Here is a 17518-nt window from a genome sequence, read left to right as displayed (position 1 = left end):
GTAATTACTCGGTTTCAGTCCAGTAAGTGCCCGTTGGTGGCACCGCCAGAAACTGCTGATACAGCTGTTTCTCAGTAGCGGCGACATCGAGGTCAGCGAACTGCTCGGGGTAGAACCATTTGGCAAACGCCTGGATAGCCAGGATGTTATACGGCGAATTGTAAAAATTATGCCAGATAGCGTAACTGCGTCCTTCTTTCACCGCATCCAACTGGTTAATGCCCGTGCGCTTCAATACGGTGGCCAGACTGGATTGCGCTTCTTGTTGGCTTACCTGCGCGCCAAGCTTAATACCCGGTCCGGCCGCACCCGGCGCTTTACCGCCGCTGGCGATATAAATCTTCGGCTGGCTGGCGATCACCTTTTCCAGGTTAACGGTACCCAGCGGGCCCGGTAACAGGTCGCGGGCGATATTGTTGCCGCCGGCGAGGTCAATAAAGTCGCCCATATTGCCTTTCCCTGCGGTACCGCAACACTCGGGCATCGAGGCCGCGCGCAGCTCAATAAACACCGAAGGCTTATCGGCCGCCGGGATTTTGCTGGTGATGTCGGTCACCCGCTTAAGGTTCTGCTGATAGAAGTTGATGTAGTTCTCGGCTTCCTTTTCGCGGTGCAACACTTTGCCCAGCACCCGCATGCTGGGGACGGTATTTTTAAGCGGATTTGCACGAAAATCGATAAACACCACCGGCACACCGGCGCTTTCCAGCTGACTGACCAGCTCGCTGCTGCGGCCCGGCCCATGGCCGGATAAGCCAAAAATGGCCACGTCCGGGTTCAACGTCAGCACTTTTTCCGGGCTGATGCTGTCGGCGTTGGTGTGGCCAATCAGGGGAATATTATCAATTTTTGGGAATTTTTTGCGGTATTCCGCGTAAGTCTGGGTGTCCAGTTTACGGAAATCGCCCTGCCAACCCACGATGCGGTCAACAGGCTTCTGCCCTTCAAGCAGCGATACGGCGTAGAACAAACGCCCTTCGCCAAGCAGGATCCGGTCGGTTTTTTCCGGCAGCGTCACTTCACGTCCGGCAATGTCTATGACGGTTGCAGCCCAACTGCTGCCTGCCGTCAGCGCCAGTAACGTCAACGATACTGCGATTTTTTTGATCACTAACCCGCTTAAATTTTCCACGCCTGATTCCTTAGCAAAGAAGAAAAAGTAACGGCGGTAACAATAAAGCAAATGATAATAGTTATCAATAATATTTGTAATAACTCCTTACAAACAAAAAAGGCGCGGGATCCGCGCCTTGTTCATTTTCCGGCAACTACTTACCGGTATATTTCGGGAACTCCATTTCGCTGTATTTCACAAAACGGGTTTTCCGCGTCAGCTTGAAGCCGAACCAGATAATCAGGAACAGCGGAATACCGATGTAGGTCGCCGCCACGCCATACCAGTCAATGCGATCCGACAGGAAGGCCTGATAGTTCTGCCCCAGCGTAATGATCAGGCACAGCACAAAGGCGAAGATCGGGCCCAGAGGGAAAAAGCCGGAGCGGTAAGGCAGGTCGGCCAGATCCAGTCCCTGCGCAACATAGCCACGGCGGAAGCGGTAATGGCTGATGGCAATGCCTAGCCAGGCGATAAAGCCGGTCATACCCGAGGTGTTCAGCAGCCAGATATAGACGCTCTGGTTGCCAAACATCGAGGTCAGGAAGCACAGCCCGGCAACCACCGTGGTGGCGTACAGGGCATTGCGCGGCACGCCGCCGGCGGACAGTTTGCCAAAGATGCGCGGCGCTTTGCCTTCGCGGGCCAGGTTAAACAGCATACGCGTTGAGGCATACATGCCTGAGTTACCGGCTGACAGCACGGCGGTCAGGATCACCGCGTTCATCACCGCAGCCGCAGACAGTAAGCCCGCGTGTTTGAACACCAGCGTGAACGGGCTGATGCTGATATCGGTCACGTTGTTACGCAGCAGGCTTGGGTCGGTATACGGAATGATCAGGCTGATCACCAGAATCGCAAACACATAGAACAGCAGGATACGCCAGAACACCTGACGCACCGCGCGCGGGATGTTTTTCGCCGGGTCTTCAGACTCACCGGCGGCGATACCAATCAGCTCGGTGCCCTGGAAGGAGAAGCCGACGATCATCGCCACCCCGATCATTGCCGAGAAACCGCCGGCAAAGGGTGCATCACCAATCTGCCAGTTATGCCAGCCCGCCGTTTCACCGCCGCGCAGGATGCCAACAATCATCAGCACACCCACCACGATAAAGACGATAACGGTCACCACCTTGATTAACGAGAACCAGTATTCCGCTTCACCGAAGCCTTTTACCGAGATGTAGTTCAGCAGGAAGATCACGCAGAGGAATAACGCGCTCCAGATCCAGCCAGGGGTGTCCGGGAACCAGTAGGTCATCACCAGCTGCGAAGCCACAAGGTCAACAGCAATGGTCACTGCCCAGTTGTACCAGTAGTTCCAGCCTAGCGCGAAGCCGAAGCCCTCTTCCACATAGTTGGCGCCGTAAGTAGAGAAGGAGCCAGAGACCGGCATAAAGGCCGCCAGTTCGCCGAGGCTGGTCATCAGGAAATAGACCATCAGGCCGATCAGCATATAGGAGAGCAGCGCGCCGCCCGGGCCCGCCTGAGAAATTGTCGCGCCTGAGGCGACGAATAAACCGGTGCCAATGGATCCGCCGATGGCGATCATCGTCAGATGACGCGCTTTTAACTCACGCCTTAGCGCAGGTTGTTCTGTTGTTTTTGTGTCCTGAACCATCTTGAAATGCTGCGTCCTTGGAAAAATGAGGCGCGATTGTAGCAAACTGACCGGTCTCGCCTAGTGATTCCGCCACGTTATAAGATAGCTTCATGATTGCCGCCGGATTATTAGTTCCAGCGTCTTTTCCCCTGAAAAAGGCAGGCCAACTGGCTTAATCCCCTGCCTGAGCCGGGGACATAAGGGAAATTTTACTCGGTACAGTAACTTAAAAAACGCAGCAGCGACTTGGACAGATGCTTCTGCTTATGGTGAATGCGGTACAGCGTGCGCTTCAGTTTGGGTAACGGCACCGGCACTTCTTTTAAGGTGCCTACCGCCAGCTGTTCGGCGATCACCCGCCGTGAAAGACAGCTGATCCCCATTCCGTGGCGGACGGCATGTTTAATCGCTTCGGAGTTACCGAGTTCCAGCGCCAGCTTGAACTGCGGCAGGTGTGACAGCAGCAAATAATCGACGATTTCGCGGGTGCCGGAACCGTGCTCGCGTAAAATCCAGGCGGCGGCGGCCAGGGTTTCCAGGGTAACGGGTTGGGCAAAGATTTCCGCATCGGGCGCGGCAAACACCACCAGCTCATCTTCAAGCCAGGGTTCACTAATGATTTCACTCATATGGCACGGGCCTTCAATCAGGCCAATATCCACCCGGAAATCCGCTACCGCAGTGATCACATCCTGGCTGTTGCCGACACTGAGTTCCAGCGGCAGATCGGGATAGTCCTTGCGCCAGCCGGCGAGCATGCCCGGCAGCAAATAGTTACCGATGGTGCTGCTGGCATACACGCGCAGCGCCCCATTATCCTCGCGGAACAGCTGTTCGATTTCGGTTGCCTGCTCAAGCAGCGCCACGGTGCGGGGATACAGCAGGCGGCCATGTTCATTGACCACCAGCCGCTTACCCACGCGATCGAAAAGCTGTACGTTGAGCTGGCCCTCAAGATCGGCCAGTGCGGCACTCACCGCAGATTGCGACAGCGACAACACCTGGGATGCCTGGGTTGTCGACCCACTTTTCAGGACTTCGGCAAACACTTCCAGCTGCCGTAACGTAATGTGCATTGCTTCTCCTCGATCGCTGCCCTGCCCCGGCTGGCGGGTTATGCCCTTGCGCAACAGGGGGAAAGGTCATCTATCACTTATAGTGGTTAATTATAAATATATAATCAATTTCTCTTTTAAGCCACCTTTCTCCATGCTGTCCGTATTGAAAAGGAGCTTGCCATGACGACCCTGACGCTACACCACCCAAAACTTCAGCCTGGCCGTTATGCGGCCGGATTACTGTTAGCCTTAATGCTGGCAACGGGCGCAACCTGGCTGGGAACGGTGCCTTCCGTTGCCGCGCTCGGACTGGGTGCCCTGACGCTGGCTATTGTCGCCGGGATAGTCGCGGGCAACACCCTTTACCCGCGCCTCGCCGTCAGCTGCGATCCGGGCGTCATCCTCGCGAAACAGCAGCTGCTGCGATTAGGCATTATCCTTTATGGCTTCCGCCTGACGTTCCAGCAAATCGCCGATGTCGGTGTTAGCGGCGTGCTGATCGATGTGCTTACGCTGAGTTCGACCTTCTTTCTCGCCTGCTGGCTGGGACGCCGGGTGTTTGAATTAGATCGCGATACGGTGTGGTTGATTGGGGCCGGCAGCAGCATCTGTGGCGCGGCGGCGATCCTGGCCACCGAACCGGTGATCAAAGCAGAAGCCTCTAAAGTGGCGGTGGCTATCGCGACCGTGGTGATTTTCGGTACGCTGGCGATCTTTATCTACCCGCTGCTCTATCCCCTCGCGGCATCGCTGTTCACCAGCATTACGCCAGCCAGCTGGGGCGTGTTTACCGGCTCAACCATGCATGAAGTCGCGCAGGTGGTGGCGGCCGGACATGCGGTCAGCCCGGAAACGGAAAATACCGCGGTGATCGCAAAAATGCTGCGGGTGATGATGCTGGCGCCCTTCCTGCTGTTACTGAGCGCCAGAATGCGCCGCTCCGCTCCCGGTGGGAACAGCACCCCGAGCCCGTTACGCTTCCCCTGGTTTGCGCTGGTGTTTATCGCCGTGGCGATGTTCAACTCGCTGCAGCTGCTGCCTCAGCCGGTGGTAAACACCCTGAACCAGATTGATAATATTGTGCTGGCAACCGCCATGGCCGCATTGGGCCTGACCACCCGACTCAGCTCGCTGAAAAAGGCCGGACTGAAGCCGCTACTGTTAGGGCTGGTGTTGTTTATCTGGCTGATGGTCGGCGGTGGCGCGATTAACCTGCTGATCCCGCATTTGTTGTCATAACTTCCCTCCGTTTCCGGTTATCATTGCCCGCTCGCGTCCTTTGATGCAGCCCAATAACAGGAGAACGGCATGAAATATATCGGTGCCCACGTCAGCGCGGCTGGCGGTGTGGATCAAGCGGTGCTGCGCGCACATGAACTCGAAGCCACTGCCTTTGCGCTGTTTACCAAAAATCAGCGCCAGTGGCGGGCAGCCCCGCTGACTGATGAGGTTATTTCCGCCTTCCGTGCGGCCTGCGAGAAGTATAATTACACTTCCGCGCAGATCCTGCCGCACGACAGCTACCTGATTAACCTGGGTCACCCGGTGACCGAAGCGCTGGAGAAATCCCGCGACGCTTTCCTCGACGAACTGCAACGCTGCGAGCAGCTTGGCCTGTCGCTGCTGAACTTCCATCCCGGCAGCCACCTGCATCAGATCGAAGAGGATGACTGCCTGAAGCGCATCGCCGAGTCGATCAATATTGCGCTGGATAAAACTCAGGGCGTGACTGCGGTGATCGAAAATACCGCCGGCCAGGGCAGCAACCTCGGCTTCCGCTTTGAACATCTGGCTGCGATCATTGATGGCGTGGAAGACAAGTCCCGCGTCGGCGTCTGCATTGATACCTGCCACGCCTTTGCCGGTGGTTACGATCTGCGTACCGAAGAAGAGTGCATCAATACCTTCGCCGAATTTGAACGTATCATCGGTTTCCAGTATCTGCGTGGCATGCACCTGAATGACGCGAAAAGCGCCTTCGCCAGCCGCGTTGACCGCCATCACAGCCTCGGTGAAGGCAACATCGGCAAAACGGTGTTTAGCTGGATGATGAAGGATGCACGTTTTGACGGTATCCCGATGATTCTGGAAACCGTTAATCCGGATATCTGGAAGGATGAGATTGCCTGGCTGAAGTCAGAGCAGCGTTCCGCCGGGTAGAAAGGTTAGATGCCACGGAGAAGCCGATTCTCCGTGAGCCGGAAATAAAAAAAGCGCGGTCGCCCGCGCTTTTTTATTGCCTGTGGTTGAGCAATCAGGCTTTCGCTAATTCTGCCTCAGGGCGTTTCAACACCGCGTAAGACAGGCCAGCAACCGCCGTACCGATAATAATGGCCATCAGGTAACCGATCACCGGGGTAATCGCCCCTGGGATCAACAGGACGAACAATCCACCGTGCGGCGCCATCAGTTTGGCACCCACCGCCATGGAGATTGCGCCGGTCAGCGCACCACCAATGATACAGCATGGCAGAACGCGCATCGGGTCACGGGCCGCGAACGGGATAGCGCCTTCAGAGATAAAGCACAGTCCCAGCACCAGCGCAGCCTTGCCGCCTTCCTGCTGACCTTTGTTGAACTTACGACGGGCCACCAGTGTTGCCAGCCCCATCGCCAGCGGTGGCACCATACCGGCCGCCATAATGGCTGCCATAGGTGCGTAGGTCTGCGAACTCAGTAAGCCAACACCAAAGGCATACGCCACTTTGTTCACCGGACCGCCCATGTCGGTACACATCATGCCGCCGAGGATTGCACCCAGCAGGATGGCGTTCGCCGTCCCCATGTTCGCCAGCCAGTGAGTCAGGCCTTCCATGATTTTCGCCACCGGCGTACCCACCACGTAGATCATCAGCAGACCGGTGATCAGGCTGGCAACCAGCGGGATAATCAGGATCGGTTTCAACGCTTCCATACTTTGCGGAAGTTTGAGTTTGCTACTGATAAATTTCGCTGCGTAACCGGCAATGAAACCGGCGATGATCCCGCCGAGGAAACCGGCGTTGATGCTGGTGGCCAACATACCGCCGATCAGACCCGGCGTCAGGCCCGGACGGTCAGCAATCGAGAAGGCGATAAACCCGGCCAGCACCGGCACCATCAGCGCGAAGGCGCTACCGCCACCGATCTGCATCAGTGCGGCGGCCAGCGTGCCCTGCTCTTTAAAGGCAGTGATACCAAAGGCGAAGGACAGGGCGATACTCAGACCACCCGCAACCACCATTGGCAGCATATAGGATACGCCGGTCAACAGGTGACGGTATGCACCCGCGCCCTCTTTCTTATCGTCAGAGGAAGAAGACTGCGCGCCGCCTTTCGGTTGATACGGTTTCGCTTCCGCGACGGCCTTATCCAGTTCCTGCGCGGTTTTCTTCAGCGCCAGACCGGTTGAGGTGCGGTACATCGGCTTACCGGCAAACTTCGCCAGGTCCACTTCGATGTCTGCCGCCACAATCACCAGATCGGCTTCTGCCACTTCTTCCGGTGTGATGGCGTTGCCAGCACCGACCGAACCCCGGGTTTCCACCTTCACCCACCAGCCGCGTTTTTTCGCTTCGGTATCGATGGCTTCAGCAGCCATAAAGGTGTGCGCCACGCCGGTTGGGCAGGCAGTCACCGCAACAATACGTTTAGGTCCTTTGGTGGCGACCGCGCTGGCCGGCGTTGCCGCTACCGCTGGCGCATGCCAGGGTTTGGCGTCGGTCTGCGCTTTCGCCAGTACCGCTTCCGGCTGACGCAGCAGCTGTTCAATGTCGGCCAGATAGATGGCTTTGCCATCCAGCGAGGCGTCCGCAGGGATGTTTTTCCCGGCCACAATTACCTGGTCAGCGTCGGCCAGGTTGTCGGTCAGCGTCAGGCCTTTACTGGCCGCCGCAGCCGTGGTGATATTTTTTGCCAGATAGCCCGTTGCCAGCCCCAGCGAAGAATCTATTATCAGCAGCGTTTTCATTATGCTCTCCTGCTGTCAGTTAAATGGTTGTAGGTCGACACGCGCCATCATCGCGGCCAACTGGGTACGGTCTTTAACGCCCACGTTGCTCTGGCTGACGGCCATGGCCGCCACTGCCGTTGCCAGACGCAGCGTGTGCTCGCTGGATTCGCGCATTAACAGGCCGTAAATCAGCCCGCCAACCATCGAATCCCCGGCACCTACTGTGCTGACGACTTCACAAGCCGGTGGTTTGGCGATCCATTCGCCTGAAGCATTGACCCACAGCGCGCCTTCAGCGCCCAGTGAGATCACCACGTGGGCAATACCCTGCTCGCGCAAGGCATGCGCCGCTTCAATCACGTCCTGCAAATCAGGCAGTTTACGTCCGGCCCAGATTTCCAGTTCGCGGCGGTTCGGTTTCACCAGCCATGGCGCAGCCTTCAGTCCGGCTACCAGCGCTTCACGGCTGCTGTCAAAGATGATGCATGGGCAGTGAGTGCGCAGCGCAGTCATCCACTCGGTAAAGGCATCCGGATCCACGCCCGCCGGCAGACTGCCGCTGACGCAAACCATATCGAACTGGCCCAGCCAGGTCAGAGAGTCGGTAGTGAAACGCTCCCAGTCCTGCGGCGTGACTTCAAAACCGGAGAAGTTCAGGTCCGTCACGTCGCCATCTTTTTCCGTCAGCTTGACGTTGATGCGCGTGCGGCCTTCAACCACCTGGAAACGGTTAGCAATGCCCAGCTCGCTGAACAGGTGCTGGAAGCCATCCTGATTCTCTTTGCCGAGGAAACCGCCGACGGTGACATCAATGCCGAGGTCCTTCAGCACCTTGGCGACGTTGATGCCTTTACCGGCAGCGTGCAGGCCGGTGGTTTTCACCAGGTTGACTTCGCCCCGCTCAACTTCCGGGGTGTAACCCACCAGATCATAAGCCGGGTTCAGGGTAATGGTGGCTACGCGTCTGCTCATGATGCGCCCTCACCCAGACCCGCTGAGATCGCCTCACCGATGGCGGTCAGGCAGGCTTGAGCATCTTCGCCACTGGCGGTGAAGCGCAGGCGGTGGCCTTTCTTCACGCCCAGCGCAACCACTTTCATCAGGCTGCGTCCGTTTGCCGGTTTGCCGCTGCCGTCGAGATTGGTGACGGTAACATCACAATTGAACTGTTTGATGACGGTCACCAGCGCGGTACCTGGACGGGCATGCAGACCATGCTCGTTGCGAATAGTGAACTCTTCCGTCAGCACGTCGGCCTGCTCGGAAACTTCGCTGGTCAGCAAGGCCAGAATGCCCGCCGCATCCGCACTCAACAGGCGATCGGCTTTCCGCTGGATCAACAGGTCGCTGAGGTAATTCAGCACGCTCATTGGTTTATCGTCTGCCACCGCTACGGTCAGCAGCAGCGCGGCTTTCTCGCCATCAACATCAAAGGCATTCGCCACGCGGCTCACCGCCACTGCGCTACCCAGGTTGCCTTCGGTGCTGTCGCTGAGCCAGATGCCCTGTCCCAGATTCAGCGGCTTGCCAGAAATGACGCTGCTGACAAAGCTGGCATCAACCGCGCCAGCCTGCTGCAGACGACCGGCGTTCAGCGCCTGTAACGTCATTAAGTCGCTGGCGGCCACTTCGGTCGCAATCAACGAGGTGTCGAATTTGAATTCGGTACCCTGCTTTTCGCCCATTAACAGGGCACGCAGCGTTTCCGCAGAGTCGGTGGTTTTCAGCTCTTCAGCCACGCTGTCGTCACTGAGAACGTGCGTCAGCTGGCGAAGAAGCGCCAGGTGTTCATCAGATTTGGCGGCAATACCAATCACCACATACGCGGTCTGATCGTCACCCCAGGCAATCCCCTGTGGGAACTGGAATACCTGCACACCCGTTTGCAGCACCAGATCACGCGTGTCGGTGGTGCCGTGTGGGATAGCGATTCCGTTACCGAGGTAAGTGGAGGTCTGCTGCTCGCGGGCAAGCATCCCGTTGATGTACCCTTCCGCCACATTACCGGCTGAAGTCAGTGCAGCGGCAACCTGGTGGATGGCCTCTTCTTTATTACCGGCGGTGGCACCGGGATGAATGGCGTTCAATGCTAGCTGGAACATAGTTCTCCTCTCTGCTGAATTTGAATCGTTTCAGCTAATTTGAGAAAAAAAGCGCTGACTGTGGAGTAACAAGCTGAACAGGCAACGCTGAAACGTTTCAATGAGTTTGGTCCCGATCCTCAATGGGTTGCAAGTTTTACCGCTAACGGCGTAGCATATTTTTGATGCTACGCACACTTTGCTGACCTTTTCAGGAAAATCCAGGCGGTTGCCGTTGCGTTTGCTGACGGCTGCTGAAATCGGCGTTTGCCTTAAGGAACTGAATACAAGTGGGAAGGTCCGCCAGGAACGCATCTGGTGCAGAAAATGCGATTTTTGTCTGCGCTTTATCGGAACAAATGAAACGGCTTTTTAATTGCCTGCCCTGGGCGTAGAATTCAGCCGTTTTCCTTAAGATGAACAGGGTTTTTCATGCAAAATCCGCCGGTAAGAGTCCGCATTCTGCCCGATACTCAGTCACTTGCCTTCCTTGTTGTTGCCTTTATTACCGGCCTGGCCAGCGCGCTGCAAACCCCGACGCTCAGCCTGTTCCTGTCTGGTGAAGTCCACGTGCGGCCGTTTATGGTGGGGCTGTTTTTCACCGTCAACGCCATTGCCGGGATCTTCGTCAGCCAGCTAATAGCGCGCTACTCCGATCGTCAGGGCGACCGCAAAAGCCTGATCCTGATCTGCTGTCTGGTCGGTGCCCTCGCCTCGCTGTTATTCGCCTGGAACCGCAACTACTTTATCCTGCTGCTGATTGGCGTAGTGCTGTCCGCCTTCGGCAGCACGGCCACGCCTCAGATGTTCGCGCTGGCGCGTGAGCACAGCGATAAATTGGGCCGCAGCAGCACCATGTTTACCTCGGTGATGCGCACCCAAATTTCGCTGGCCTGGGCGATTGGCCCTCCGCTGGCCTTTATGCTGGCGCTGGGTTACGGCTTTAAGAACATGTATTTGTGCGCCGCCCTGGCCTTTATCCTGTGCGCGGTGATTGTGCGGGTAAAGCTGCCTTCGATGCGCAAAACCCGGCCGATCACCGCCACACGGTTACAGGCTCCCCGGGAAAATCGCCGTGACAGTTTGCTGCTGTTCAGCGGGTGCACCTTAATGTGGGCGTGCAACGGGCTTTACCTGATTGCCATGCCGCTGTACGTGGTCGGCACGCTGCATCTGTCTGAGAAACTGGCGGGGATGCTGATGGGCCTGGCAGCAGGCCTGGAAATTCCCATTATGCTGCTGGCGGGTTATTACGCTAAACGTTTTGGTAAGCGCCTGATGATGCGCATTGCGGCCCTGTCTGGCCTGCTGTTCTATTGCACCACGCTGCTGTTTACCAGCGAGATCCCGCTGCTGTTAAGCCAGATGCTCAACGCCGCCTTTATCGGCATTATGGCCGGGATCGGCATGATCTACTTTCAGGATTTGATGCCCGGACAGGCTGGCGCGGCAACCACGCTGTTCAGCAACTCCACCCGTATGGGCTGGATTATTGGCGGATCGCTGGCGGGTATCGTGGCCGAAATATGGGGATATGCTGCGGTGTTCTGGTTTGCGGTAGCGATGATGGTGCTGGCCACCGGCTGCATCTGGCGGCTGAAAGAGGTGCAGTCCGCGCAACCTCAGCGGGATCCAGCCGAAGCGACGCGGCCTTAAGGTGCCGTCTGGCGCTCAAGGTCCAACAGATAGACCATCGCTTCCTGATGGCTGGTTTTACACATCTCCCGCGAGGGCTTTAATCCGGCGCAAACCGCTGGCCGTAACGGAGAGTTAAAAATCTTGCAGCGGGACTGTTCGTCCAGCTGGATGCAGCGGGTATTCGCCGGTTTGCCGTTCGGCATCCCCGGCAAAGGCGATGAAATTGAAGGCGCGGTACAACAGGCCCCACAGGCAGCACGGCACTCCATTTCATATTCCCCTCAGCAATAAAGCGCGACAATAGCAGGCGGCGGTCAGGAAGGCTATTCTTTAGTGAAAGCCTGTGATGGCGCAAAGATCCGCGCTTTTTCTCCTGCATAAATCAGCTATGCACTTGCCTGAATTCTCAAGCCGGAGTAATTTGACGCGAGAATTTTTCACGGCCCTGTTATCGAGATAAAACCCATGCCAAGAGCAAATGAAATTAAAAAAGGGATGGCGGTCAGCCACAACGGCAAACTGCTGTTAGTAAAAGATATTGATGTGCAGAGCCCAAGTGCCCGCGGTGCTTCTACCCTGTATAAAATGCGTTTTACCGATATCCGTACCGGGCTGAAGGTAGAAGAGCGTTTTAAGGGCGATGAGATCATCGACACCATCTCCTTGAGCCGCCGCCAGGTCACCTTCTCTTATATAGACGGTGATGAGTACGTGTTTATGGATGATGAAGACTACACCCCGTACCTGTTTAAGTCGGAGCAGATCGAAGAAGAACTGCTGTTCCTGCCAGAAGGCGGCATTCCGGGCATTCAGGTATTAACCATGGATGGCCAGATTCTGGCGCTGGAACTGCCACAGACGGTGGATATGGAAATCGTCGAAACCACGCCGGGGATTAAAGGGGCGTCTGCCAGTGCGCGGACCAAACCTGCGACCATGAGCACCGGGCTGGTGGTTCAGGTGCCAGAATACCTGAGCAATGGCGATAAAATTCGCATTCATATCGCTGAGCGTCGCTACATGAGCCGCGCAGACTAACGATGTTAACCGGCGATGCGCAGCGCATCGCCGTAATTGTTATATTATAACAAATCAATTATAGTTGACGGTGAGTTCGCCAAACTTATGTGCCGGATCCAACCAGCGAAAATCCGATCGTCCCACCCCTTTCGGCAACGCCTGATTTGCCATCAATGAAGAGGTTGTCAGTTGGTTTTTTCCCTGCCGGTAGCAGACGCTTTGAACCTGACTCTTCCGGACAGACATATCACAGCCAGACTCCACAATTGCGCCCTGGAATGTAATCACTCCTGAGGCGGTTCTCCCCGACGTCTCCTGTGCCAGAACATGACTCGTCCATGAGGTCAAAAGCACCATCACCACAACCGATTTAATGCCGTTCATAGAAACCTCATACTGTTGTTCTACACCTGTTGAGCGTAGCTGGGCGTTGAGATAAACAGATCGGCACTATTGGCGAAAACTTAAATTTTTTAGTCATAAATGTCTGGAGTGAGAGATGACCCGCGTAAACCTGATCACCGGCTTTTTAGGCAGTGGCAAAACCACAACCCTGCTGCACCTGCTGGCCAATAAACCCGAAAATGAGCAGTGGGCCGTGCTGGTCAATGAGTTTGGTGAAGTCGGCATTGATGGTGCCCTGCTGGCAGACAGCGGTGCGATCCTGAAAGAGATCCCGGGCGGCTGTATGTGCTGCGTCAATGGATTACCGATGCAGGTCGGGTTGAATATGCTGCTGAGGCAGGCGAAGCCCGATCGCCTGCTGATTGAACCGACCGGTTTAGGCCATCCCAAACAGATCCTCGATATGCTGTCCGCCGAAGTTTACCGTCCGTGGCTGACGCTGGATGCCTCTTTATGTGTGCTGGATCCTCGCCAGCTTGCCGACCCACGCGTGGTGGAAAATGAAAATTTCCGCGACCAGCTGGCGGCCGCGGACATTATCGTCGCCAATAAAGAAGATCGCTGGCAGCAGGCAGATAAAGACGCATTGGCGCAGTGGCAGGCAGCCGATGAACATCAGCGGCCGGTTGTCACCACCCACTTTGGCAAAATTGATCACGCTCTGCTGGCCGAACCGCGCATCAATCTGCGTCAGCTGCCAGCAGGTCAGCATCACGCCCATTCGCGTTCACAACCGCAGTCGGGCCTCGCAGCGCTGGCACTGACCTCGGGCGCGCGTTGGCGGCGGTCGTTGAATGCTGGCCAGGGTTATCATGCCTGCGGCTGGATATTCGACGCGGATACGGTGTTCGACACCATCGGGCTGCTGGAGTGGGTCCGGCTGGCGCCGGTTTCCCGCGTGAAAGGCGTCATGCGCATTGCGGAGGGATTAGTCAGTGTGAACCGTCAGGGAGACGACTTTCATATCGAAACCCGCGCGTCTTCCCCACCGGACAGTCGTATTGAGATGATCCATGAAGGAGAAGCCGACTGGAATGAACTACAATCTGCCTTGTTGAAACTTCGTTTAACTTTCACGGGTTAATCTGCCCGGTTATTATTTCTTAATAAATCCTTAACACAAATGACCACTAAACGTTTACTGATGATCCTGCTGCTGAACGCGCTGGGATTTGCGCTGTTTTTCTCATGGTATCTGCCTGAAAACCATGGCTTTTGGTTCCCGATAGATAAAGACCTTTTCTATTGGTTCAACACCCATCTGGTGACCAGCAAGCCGCTGCTTTGGCTGTTGGCTATCACTAACTTCCGCGCGTTTGATGGCGTGTCGTTGTTAGCAATGGGTGCGCTTTACCTGCATTTCTGGCGCCGTGAAACGCCCGTCGGCCGTCGCCGCCTGTTGGCGATCGGCATTGCGATGCTTATTTGTGCCGTGGTGCTGAATCAGCTGGGCCATTTAATTCCGGTTTCCCATCCCAGCCCGACCAAATTCTTCCCGGATGTGAATCACGTGTCGAAATTAACCGGCATTCCGGCGAAAGATGCCTCGGCAGATAGTTTCCCTGGCGATCACGGTATGATGCTGATGATATTTGCCTGCTTTATGCTGCGTTATTTCAGCCGCAGGGCATTTATGCTTGCCGTGGCGATTGTGCTGATCTTTGCCGCGCCACGGATCATGATTGGTGCGCACTGGTTTACCGATGTGGTAGTCGGTTCGCTCTCAATCGTGCTGGTGGGCATGAGCTGGTGTCTGATGACGCCGTTAAGTGATTTCATTGTAAATGCGTTATATCGTCATTTGCCGGGTAAATATAAGCCTGTTCAGTCATCTTCTTAGCAATAACGCCAGCCGTTAATGGAATATCAGGAAAGCCCTCCTGCCATTAACGGCTTAAAAAATAGTTAGCATCCTAATTAAGTGACACTCAAAAGATTTCATTATGGTTACTGCCCTCTTAAAATGGTGACGTAACGCCATTGTCCAGCGTGATTAATCTCACTTTTTTAGCATAGCCTTTTTTTTACCCAATTTTTCTCATATTTCCCTCAAGTTTTCCTCACGATTGTCGATATTGTAGGCGCATTCCTACATTTCTGTTTCACATCATAAAATCCTATAAAAAAGTCGCTAAAACCCCTCGCCACGGGGCTTGTAATCGGGTAACCTCAATTTCCATTAGGCTGCATTCGTAGACTAATTCCAGGATTTACACTCAAAACTGTGCGCTTTTCCACAATTTCGGGTTTCAGGAATTGTCTTAGACTGTTGCGCTAATTAATCTCGTTCCGTTTTATCACTTATCTAGCGACCTCGTCGTTAAGGACCTCAAGGGATCACAAACATAATGGTCAAGTCTCAACCAATACTGAGATATATCTGGCGGGTGTTACCCGCGGTCGCATTAGCGACAGTTTTATCAGCATGTAGCTCGACGAATACCAGCAATAATGCACAAACTGATACTCATGCAGTTAAGGGCCAGAACGGCTTTTTACTTCAAGCGTCTCAGGATGAATTCGAACAGATGGTCCAAAATGTGGATATCAAATCCCGCCTGATGGATCAGTATGCAGACTGGAAAGGCGTTCGCTATCGCCTTGGCGGTACCAGCAAGCGCGGCATTGATTGTTCGGCATTTGTACAGACCACCTTCCGTGAGCAGTTTGGACTCGATCTGCCTCGTTCAACTTACGAGCAGGAAGACACCGGAAAGAGCATTAATCGTGGCAAGTTACGCCCAGGAGATTTAGTACTGTTCCGCGCCGGTTCCACCGGACGCCATGTCGGTATCTATCTTGGCAACGATAACTTTGTACACGCATCGACCAGCAGCGGCGTGATGATTTCGAATCTGAACGACAGCTACTGGAAGACGCGGTATCGCGAAGCTCGCCGGGTCCTTAGCCATATGCCTGGCTGATTTCAATCCCTTGAAGTCCGCGGAAAAACGAGATAACAGAACGCTGCTTCGGCAGCGTTTTTTTTGGTTTACAGGGACATAAAAAACGGCGCTCCCCGGAGATCCCCACAATGCCACTGACAAAAACGATAACGCGGCATGTGACCAATCCGCGCAAGATTGCCCAGTTTAGTGCCGCTATTGGCGTCTTATTATTTTTTCTCTTTACTGTCATTACCCTGCTTTTGCTCTGGCACCAGCGCGCCAGAAATCATGACCGGCTGGCCAGCGAAACCCAAATTTACGTCATTCATTCTTTAACGGAGCTGCGGCAGACGCTGGCGCCGTTACTCTCAGTCACCACCCTTTCCTGCCCTGCGGTAAACAGCACGCTGACGCAGAAGGCCGCCTTTGCCGGTAATATCCGGGCCATTTTACTGGTCAGTGATAATATCGCCTTTTGCTCTTCCGCCACTGGCACCATGCAGGTCGCCGTTTCCCGGCTGTCACCTGATACGCAAACCAGCCATGCGTCTGATATCCAGCTCCTTGCCGACACGCCAATGGTGCCCGGTAAACCGGCGATTGCCTTGTGGTTAAAAGGCCCCGGCGCGCAGGGAAGTGGTGTCCTGACCACGCTAAATATTAACCTCACCGATTATCTGCTGATGGCCGCAACGCAGCAGGAAGTCAGTGGTATGGCCATCGTGGCAGGCAATAACGCGCTGACCACCTGGCAGCGACGGGTCATTTCCGTTAAAGACCTCCCCGCTTCCCCACTTAAAACCATCGCCATTCCTGGCTATGACATGACCCTGCTGCTGTATGGCAAAACCTTGCCGGCAAAGGATATCAATCTGATCCTGCTGGCGGGGTTACTGCTGGGTCTGCTCGGCGGCAGCGGCTGCTTCCTGCTGATGACGCTGAAAATAAAGCCCGGCAAGGAGATCCTGCTGGGCATTAAGCGCGGTGAGTTTCATGTGGAGTATCAGCCGGTGGTCGAAGTCTCCACCGGCAAAGCGGTAGGACTGGAAGCGCTGCTGCGCTGGACGCACCCAACGGAAGGCCCTATCTCGCCAGATACCTTTATCAGCTATGCCGAAGGGAAAAATATGATTATCCCGCTGACCCGCCATCTGTTTCAGCTGGTCGCCAGGGATGCGCACAAATTTCGCCATGCGGTGCCTGCCGGCGTGAGCCTGGGATTAAATCTTTCTCCTAAGCACCTTATTGATGCCGGTTTTATTCAGGACGTGAAAAACTGGCTGGCTTCGATGCCCGTTAACCACTTCAGCTACATTTTCGAAATTACCGAACGGACGATGGTGGAAAAGAATAATGCTGATGAAGTGTTCGACTGGATCCACCAGCAGGGGATCCGCATTGCCATTGACGACTTTGGCACCGGGCACAGCGCGTTAATCTATCTTGAACAGTTTAAGTTCGATTATTTAAAAATCGATCGCGGCTTTGTGCAAAGTATTGGCCTGCAAACCGTTACCTCACCGGTATTGGATACTGTATTAAGGCTGGGCAGAACGCTTAATTTACGCACCGTTGCCGAAGGGGTGGAAACCCAGCAGCAGGTCAGGTGGCTGCTTCAGCACGGCGTCACCTATATGCAGGGGTTTTATTTCAGCCGCCCGCGTACGGTTTCCCAGCTGATTGAATATTTTAATGAAGAGCGGGCGCGGGGTCCTGTGTCCCTGTCGGCCAACGACTGTCTGGAAGCGTAAAGAGCGGGATTTACGCATTGCTTCGC

General features: G+C 55.2%; 16 protein-coding genes. 8 read left to right on the top strand and 8 right to left on the bottom strand.

Annotated elements, in window-relative coordinates:
• Positions 1 to 4: 4 nt before the first annotated feature.
• The 3 genes from ACXKZG_RS07375 to yieE all read right to left on the bottom strand — a co-directional run bounded on the left by ACXKZG_RS07375 (position 5) and on the right by yieE (position 3796).
• Positions 5 to 1132 carry an ABC transporter substrate-binding protein gene (locus tag ACXKZG_RS07375; RefSeq protein WP_488875920.1) on the bottom strand — a complete coding sequence of 376 codons (1128 nt, stop codon included), beginning with the start codon at positions 1130 to 1132 and terminating at the stop codon, positions 5 to 7.
• A gap of 136 nt (positions 1133 to 1268) precedes the next feature.
• Complete coding sequence (locus tag ACXKZG_RS07370; protein WP_013203012.1) at positions 1269 to 2738, bottom strand: amino acid permease; 1470 nt, start codon at positions 2736 to 2738, stop codon at positions 1269 to 1271.
• Between the two features lie 191 nt (positions 2739 to 2929).
• Entirely contained in the window at positions 2930 to 3796 is an 867-nt protein-coding gene (gene yieE, locus ACXKZG_RS07365; protein ID WP_013203013.1) for a DNA-binding transcriptional regulator YeiE, read from the bottom strand.
• A gap of 162 nt (positions 3797 to 3958) precedes the next feature.
• Between yieE and ACXKZG_RS07360 the strand changes: the two genes are divergently transcribed.
• Together ACXKZG_RS07360 and nfo are read left to right on the top strand one after the other, a co-directional pair.
• A complete protein-coding gene (locus ACXKZG_RS07360; protein ID WP_488875919.1) occupies positions 3959 to 5017 on the top strand; it encodes a YeiH family putative sulfate export transporter in 1059 nt (352 codons plus the stop codon).
• A gap of 69 nt (positions 5018 to 5086) precedes the next feature.
• Positions 5087 to 5938: a deoxyribonuclease IV gene (gene nfo, locus ACXKZG_RS07355; RefSeq protein ID WP_488875918.1), complete on the top strand. Its 852-nt coding sequence runs from the start codon at positions 5087 to 5089 to the stop codon at positions 5936 to 5938.
• Positions 5939 to 6032: 94 nt separating this feature from the next.
• On the opposite strand, the gene fruA is transcribed toward nfo, so the two are convergent.
• The 3 genes from fruA to fruB are packed head-to-tail and all read right to left on the bottom strand — an operon-like array spanning position 6033 to position 9811.
• On the bottom strand, positions 6033 to 7727 hold the full coding sequence (gene fruA / locus ACXKZG_RS07350; RefSeq protein ID WP_013203016.1) for a PTS fructose transporter subunit IIBC: 1695 nt from the start codon (positions 7725 to 7727) through the stop codon (positions 6033 to 6035).
• A 15-nt stretch (positions 7728 to 7742) separates the two neighbouring features.
• Positions 7743 to 8681, bottom strand: a complete 939-nt coding sequence (gene fruK / locus ACXKZG_RS07345) for a 1-phosphofructokinase (RefSeq protein WP_013203017.1) — start codon at positions 8679 to 8681, stop codon at positions 7743 to 7745.
• Positions 8678 to 9811: a fused PTS fructose transporter subunit IIA/HPr protein gene (fruB, locus tag ACXKZG_RS07340; RefSeq protein WP_488875917.1), complete on the bottom strand. Its 1134-nt coding sequence runs from the start codon at positions 9809 to 9811 to the stop codon at positions 8678 to 8680. Before fruB ends, fruK begins: the two co-directional genes overlap by 4 nt.
• Positions 9812 to 10222: 411 nt before the next feature.
• Here fruB and ACXKZG_RS07335 point away from each other — a divergent pair, with 411 nt between their 5' ends.
• Positions 10223 to 11446, top strand: a complete 1224-nt coding sequence (locus tag ACXKZG_RS07335) for a sugar efflux transporter (protein WP_105760665.1) — start codon at positions 10223 to 10225, stop codon at positions 11444 to 11446.
• Here the strand turns inward: ACXKZG_RS07335 and ACXKZG_RS07330 are convergent.
• Entirely contained in the window at positions 11443 to 11697 is a 255-nt protein-coding gene (locus tag ACXKZG_RS07330; RefSeq protein WP_053144197.1) for a YkgJ family cysteine cluster protein, read from the bottom strand. The genes ACXKZG_RS07335 and ACXKZG_RS07330 overlap by 4 nt on opposite strands.
• Before the next feature lie 196 nt (positions 11698 to 11893).
• Between ACXKZG_RS07330 and yeiP the strand changes: the two genes are divergently transcribed.
• Positions 11894 to 12466: an elongation factor P-like protein YeiP gene (gene yeiP, locus ACXKZG_RS07325; RefSeq protein ID WP_013203021.1), complete on the top strand. Its 573-nt coding sequence runs from the start codon at positions 11894 to 11896 to the stop codon at positions 12464 to 12466.
• 54 nt (positions 12467 to 12520) lie between these two features.
• On the opposite strand, the gene ACXKZG_RS07320 is transcribed toward yeiP, so the two are convergent.
• The gene (locus ACXKZG_RS07320; RefSeq protein ID WP_488875916.1) at positions 12521 to 12832 is read right to left on the bottom strand and encodes a hypothetical protein; all 312 of its coding nucleotides are present in this window, start codon (positions 12830 to 12832) and stop codon (positions 12521 to 12523) included.
• A gap of 115 nt (positions 12833 to 12947) precedes the next feature.
• Between ACXKZG_RS07320 and ACXKZG_RS07315 the strand changes: the two genes are divergently transcribed.
• The 4 genes from ACXKZG_RS07315 to ACXKZG_RS07300 all read left to right on the top strand — a co-directional run bounded on the left by ACXKZG_RS07315 (position 12948) and on the right by ACXKZG_RS07300 (position 17492).
• Positions 12948 to 13937 (top strand): CobW family GTP-binding protein, encoded by a 990-nt coding sequence (locus tag ACXKZG_RS07315; protein WP_013203023.1) that lies wholly within the window; start codon positions 12948 to 12950, stop codon positions 13935 to 13937.
• Between the two features lie 39 nt (positions 13938 to 13976).
• Complete coding sequence (locus ACXKZG_RS07310) at positions 13977 to 14693, top strand: phosphatase PAP2 family protein (protein ID WP_013203024.1); 717 nt, start codon at positions 13977 to 13979, stop codon at positions 14691 to 14693.
• A 508-nt stretch (positions 14694 to 15201) separates the two neighbouring features.
• Positions 15202 to 15777 carry a bifunctional murein DD-endopeptidase/murein LD-carboxypeptidase gene (gene mepS, locus ACXKZG_RS07305; RefSeq protein WP_013203025.1) on the top strand — a complete coding sequence of 192 codons (576 nt, stop codon included), beginning with the start codon at positions 15202 to 15204 and terminating at the stop codon, positions 15775 to 15777.
• A gap of 110 nt (positions 15778 to 15887) precedes the next feature.
• Positions 15888 to 17492, top strand: a complete 1605-nt coding sequence (locus tag ACXKZG_RS07300; protein WP_488875915.1) for a cyclic di-GMP phosphodiesterase — start codon at positions 15888 to 15890, stop codon at positions 17490 to 17492.
• Positions 17493 to 17518 lie beyond the last annotated feature (26 nt).

This window comes from Erwinia sp. 2186 (genome assembly GCF_057812255.1).
This window is presented reverse-complemented; position numbering and strand designations above follow the sequence as displayed.

What these genes read in the sequence shown, in the direction of transcription:
- ACXKZG_RS07300 (WP_488875915.1), top strand. Translation starts at nt 15,888, where the DNA reads ATGCCACTGACAAAAACGATAACGCGGCATGTGACCAATCCGCGCAAG.
- fruA (WP_013203016.1), bottom strand. Translation starts at nt 7,727, where the DNA reads ATGAAAACGCTGCTGATAATAGATTCTTCGCTGGGGCTGGCAACGGGC.
- yeiP (WP_013203021.1), top strand. Translation starts at nt 11,894, where the DNA reads ATGCCAAGAGCAAATGAAATTAAAAAAGGGATGGCGGTCAGCCACAAC.
- yieE (WP_013203013.1), bottom strand. Translation starts at nt 3,796, where the DNA reads ATGCACATTACGTTACGGCAGCTGGAAGTGTTTGCCGAAGTCCTGAAA.
- fruB (WP_488875917.1), bottom strand. Translation starts at nt 9,811, where the DNA reads ATGTTCCAGCTAGCATTGAACGCCATTCATCCCGGTGCCACCGCCGGT.
- ACXKZG_RS07315 (WP_013203023.1), top strand. Translation starts at nt 12,948, where the DNA reads ATGACCCGCGTAAACCTGATCACCGGCTTTTTAGGCAGTGGCAAAACC.
- ACXKZG_RS07370 (WP_013203012.1), bottom strand. Translation starts at nt 2,738, where the DNA reads ATGGTTCAGGACACAAAAACAACAGAACAACCTGCGCTAAGGCGTGAG.
- fruK (WP_013203017.1), bottom strand. Translation starts at nt 8,681, where the DNA reads ATGAGCAGACGCGTAGCCACCATTACCCTGAACCCGGCTTATGATCTG.
- ACXKZG_RS07360 (WP_488875919.1), top strand. Translation starts at nt 3,959, where the DNA reads ATGACGACCCTGACGCTACACCACCCAAAACTTCAGCCTGGCCGTTAT.
- mepS (WP_013203025.1), top strand. Translation starts at nt 15,202, where the DNA reads ATGGTCAAGTCTCAACCAATACTGAGATATATCTGGCGGGTGTTACCC.
- ACXKZG_RS07320 (WP_488875916.1), bottom strand. Translation starts at nt 12,832, where the DNA reads ATGAACGGCATTAAATCGGTTGTGGTGATGGTGCTTTTGACCTCATGG.
- nfo (WP_488875918.1), top strand. Translation starts at nt 5,087, where the DNA reads ATGAAATATATCGGTGCCCACGTCAGCGCGGCTGGCGGTGTGGATCAA.
- ACXKZG_RS07330 (WP_053144197.1), bottom strand. Translation starts at nt 11,697, where the DNA reads ATGGAGTGCCGTGCTGCCTGTGGGGCCTGTTGTACCGCGCCTTCAATT.
- ACXKZG_RS07310 (WP_013203024.1), top strand. Translation starts at nt 13,977, where the DNA reads ATGACCACTAAACGTTTACTGATGATCCTGCTGCTGAACGCGCTGGGA.
- ACXKZG_RS07335 (WP_105760665.1), top strand. Translation starts at nt 10,223, where the DNA reads ATGCAAAATCCGCCGGTAAGAGTCCGCATTCTGCCCGATACTCAGTCA.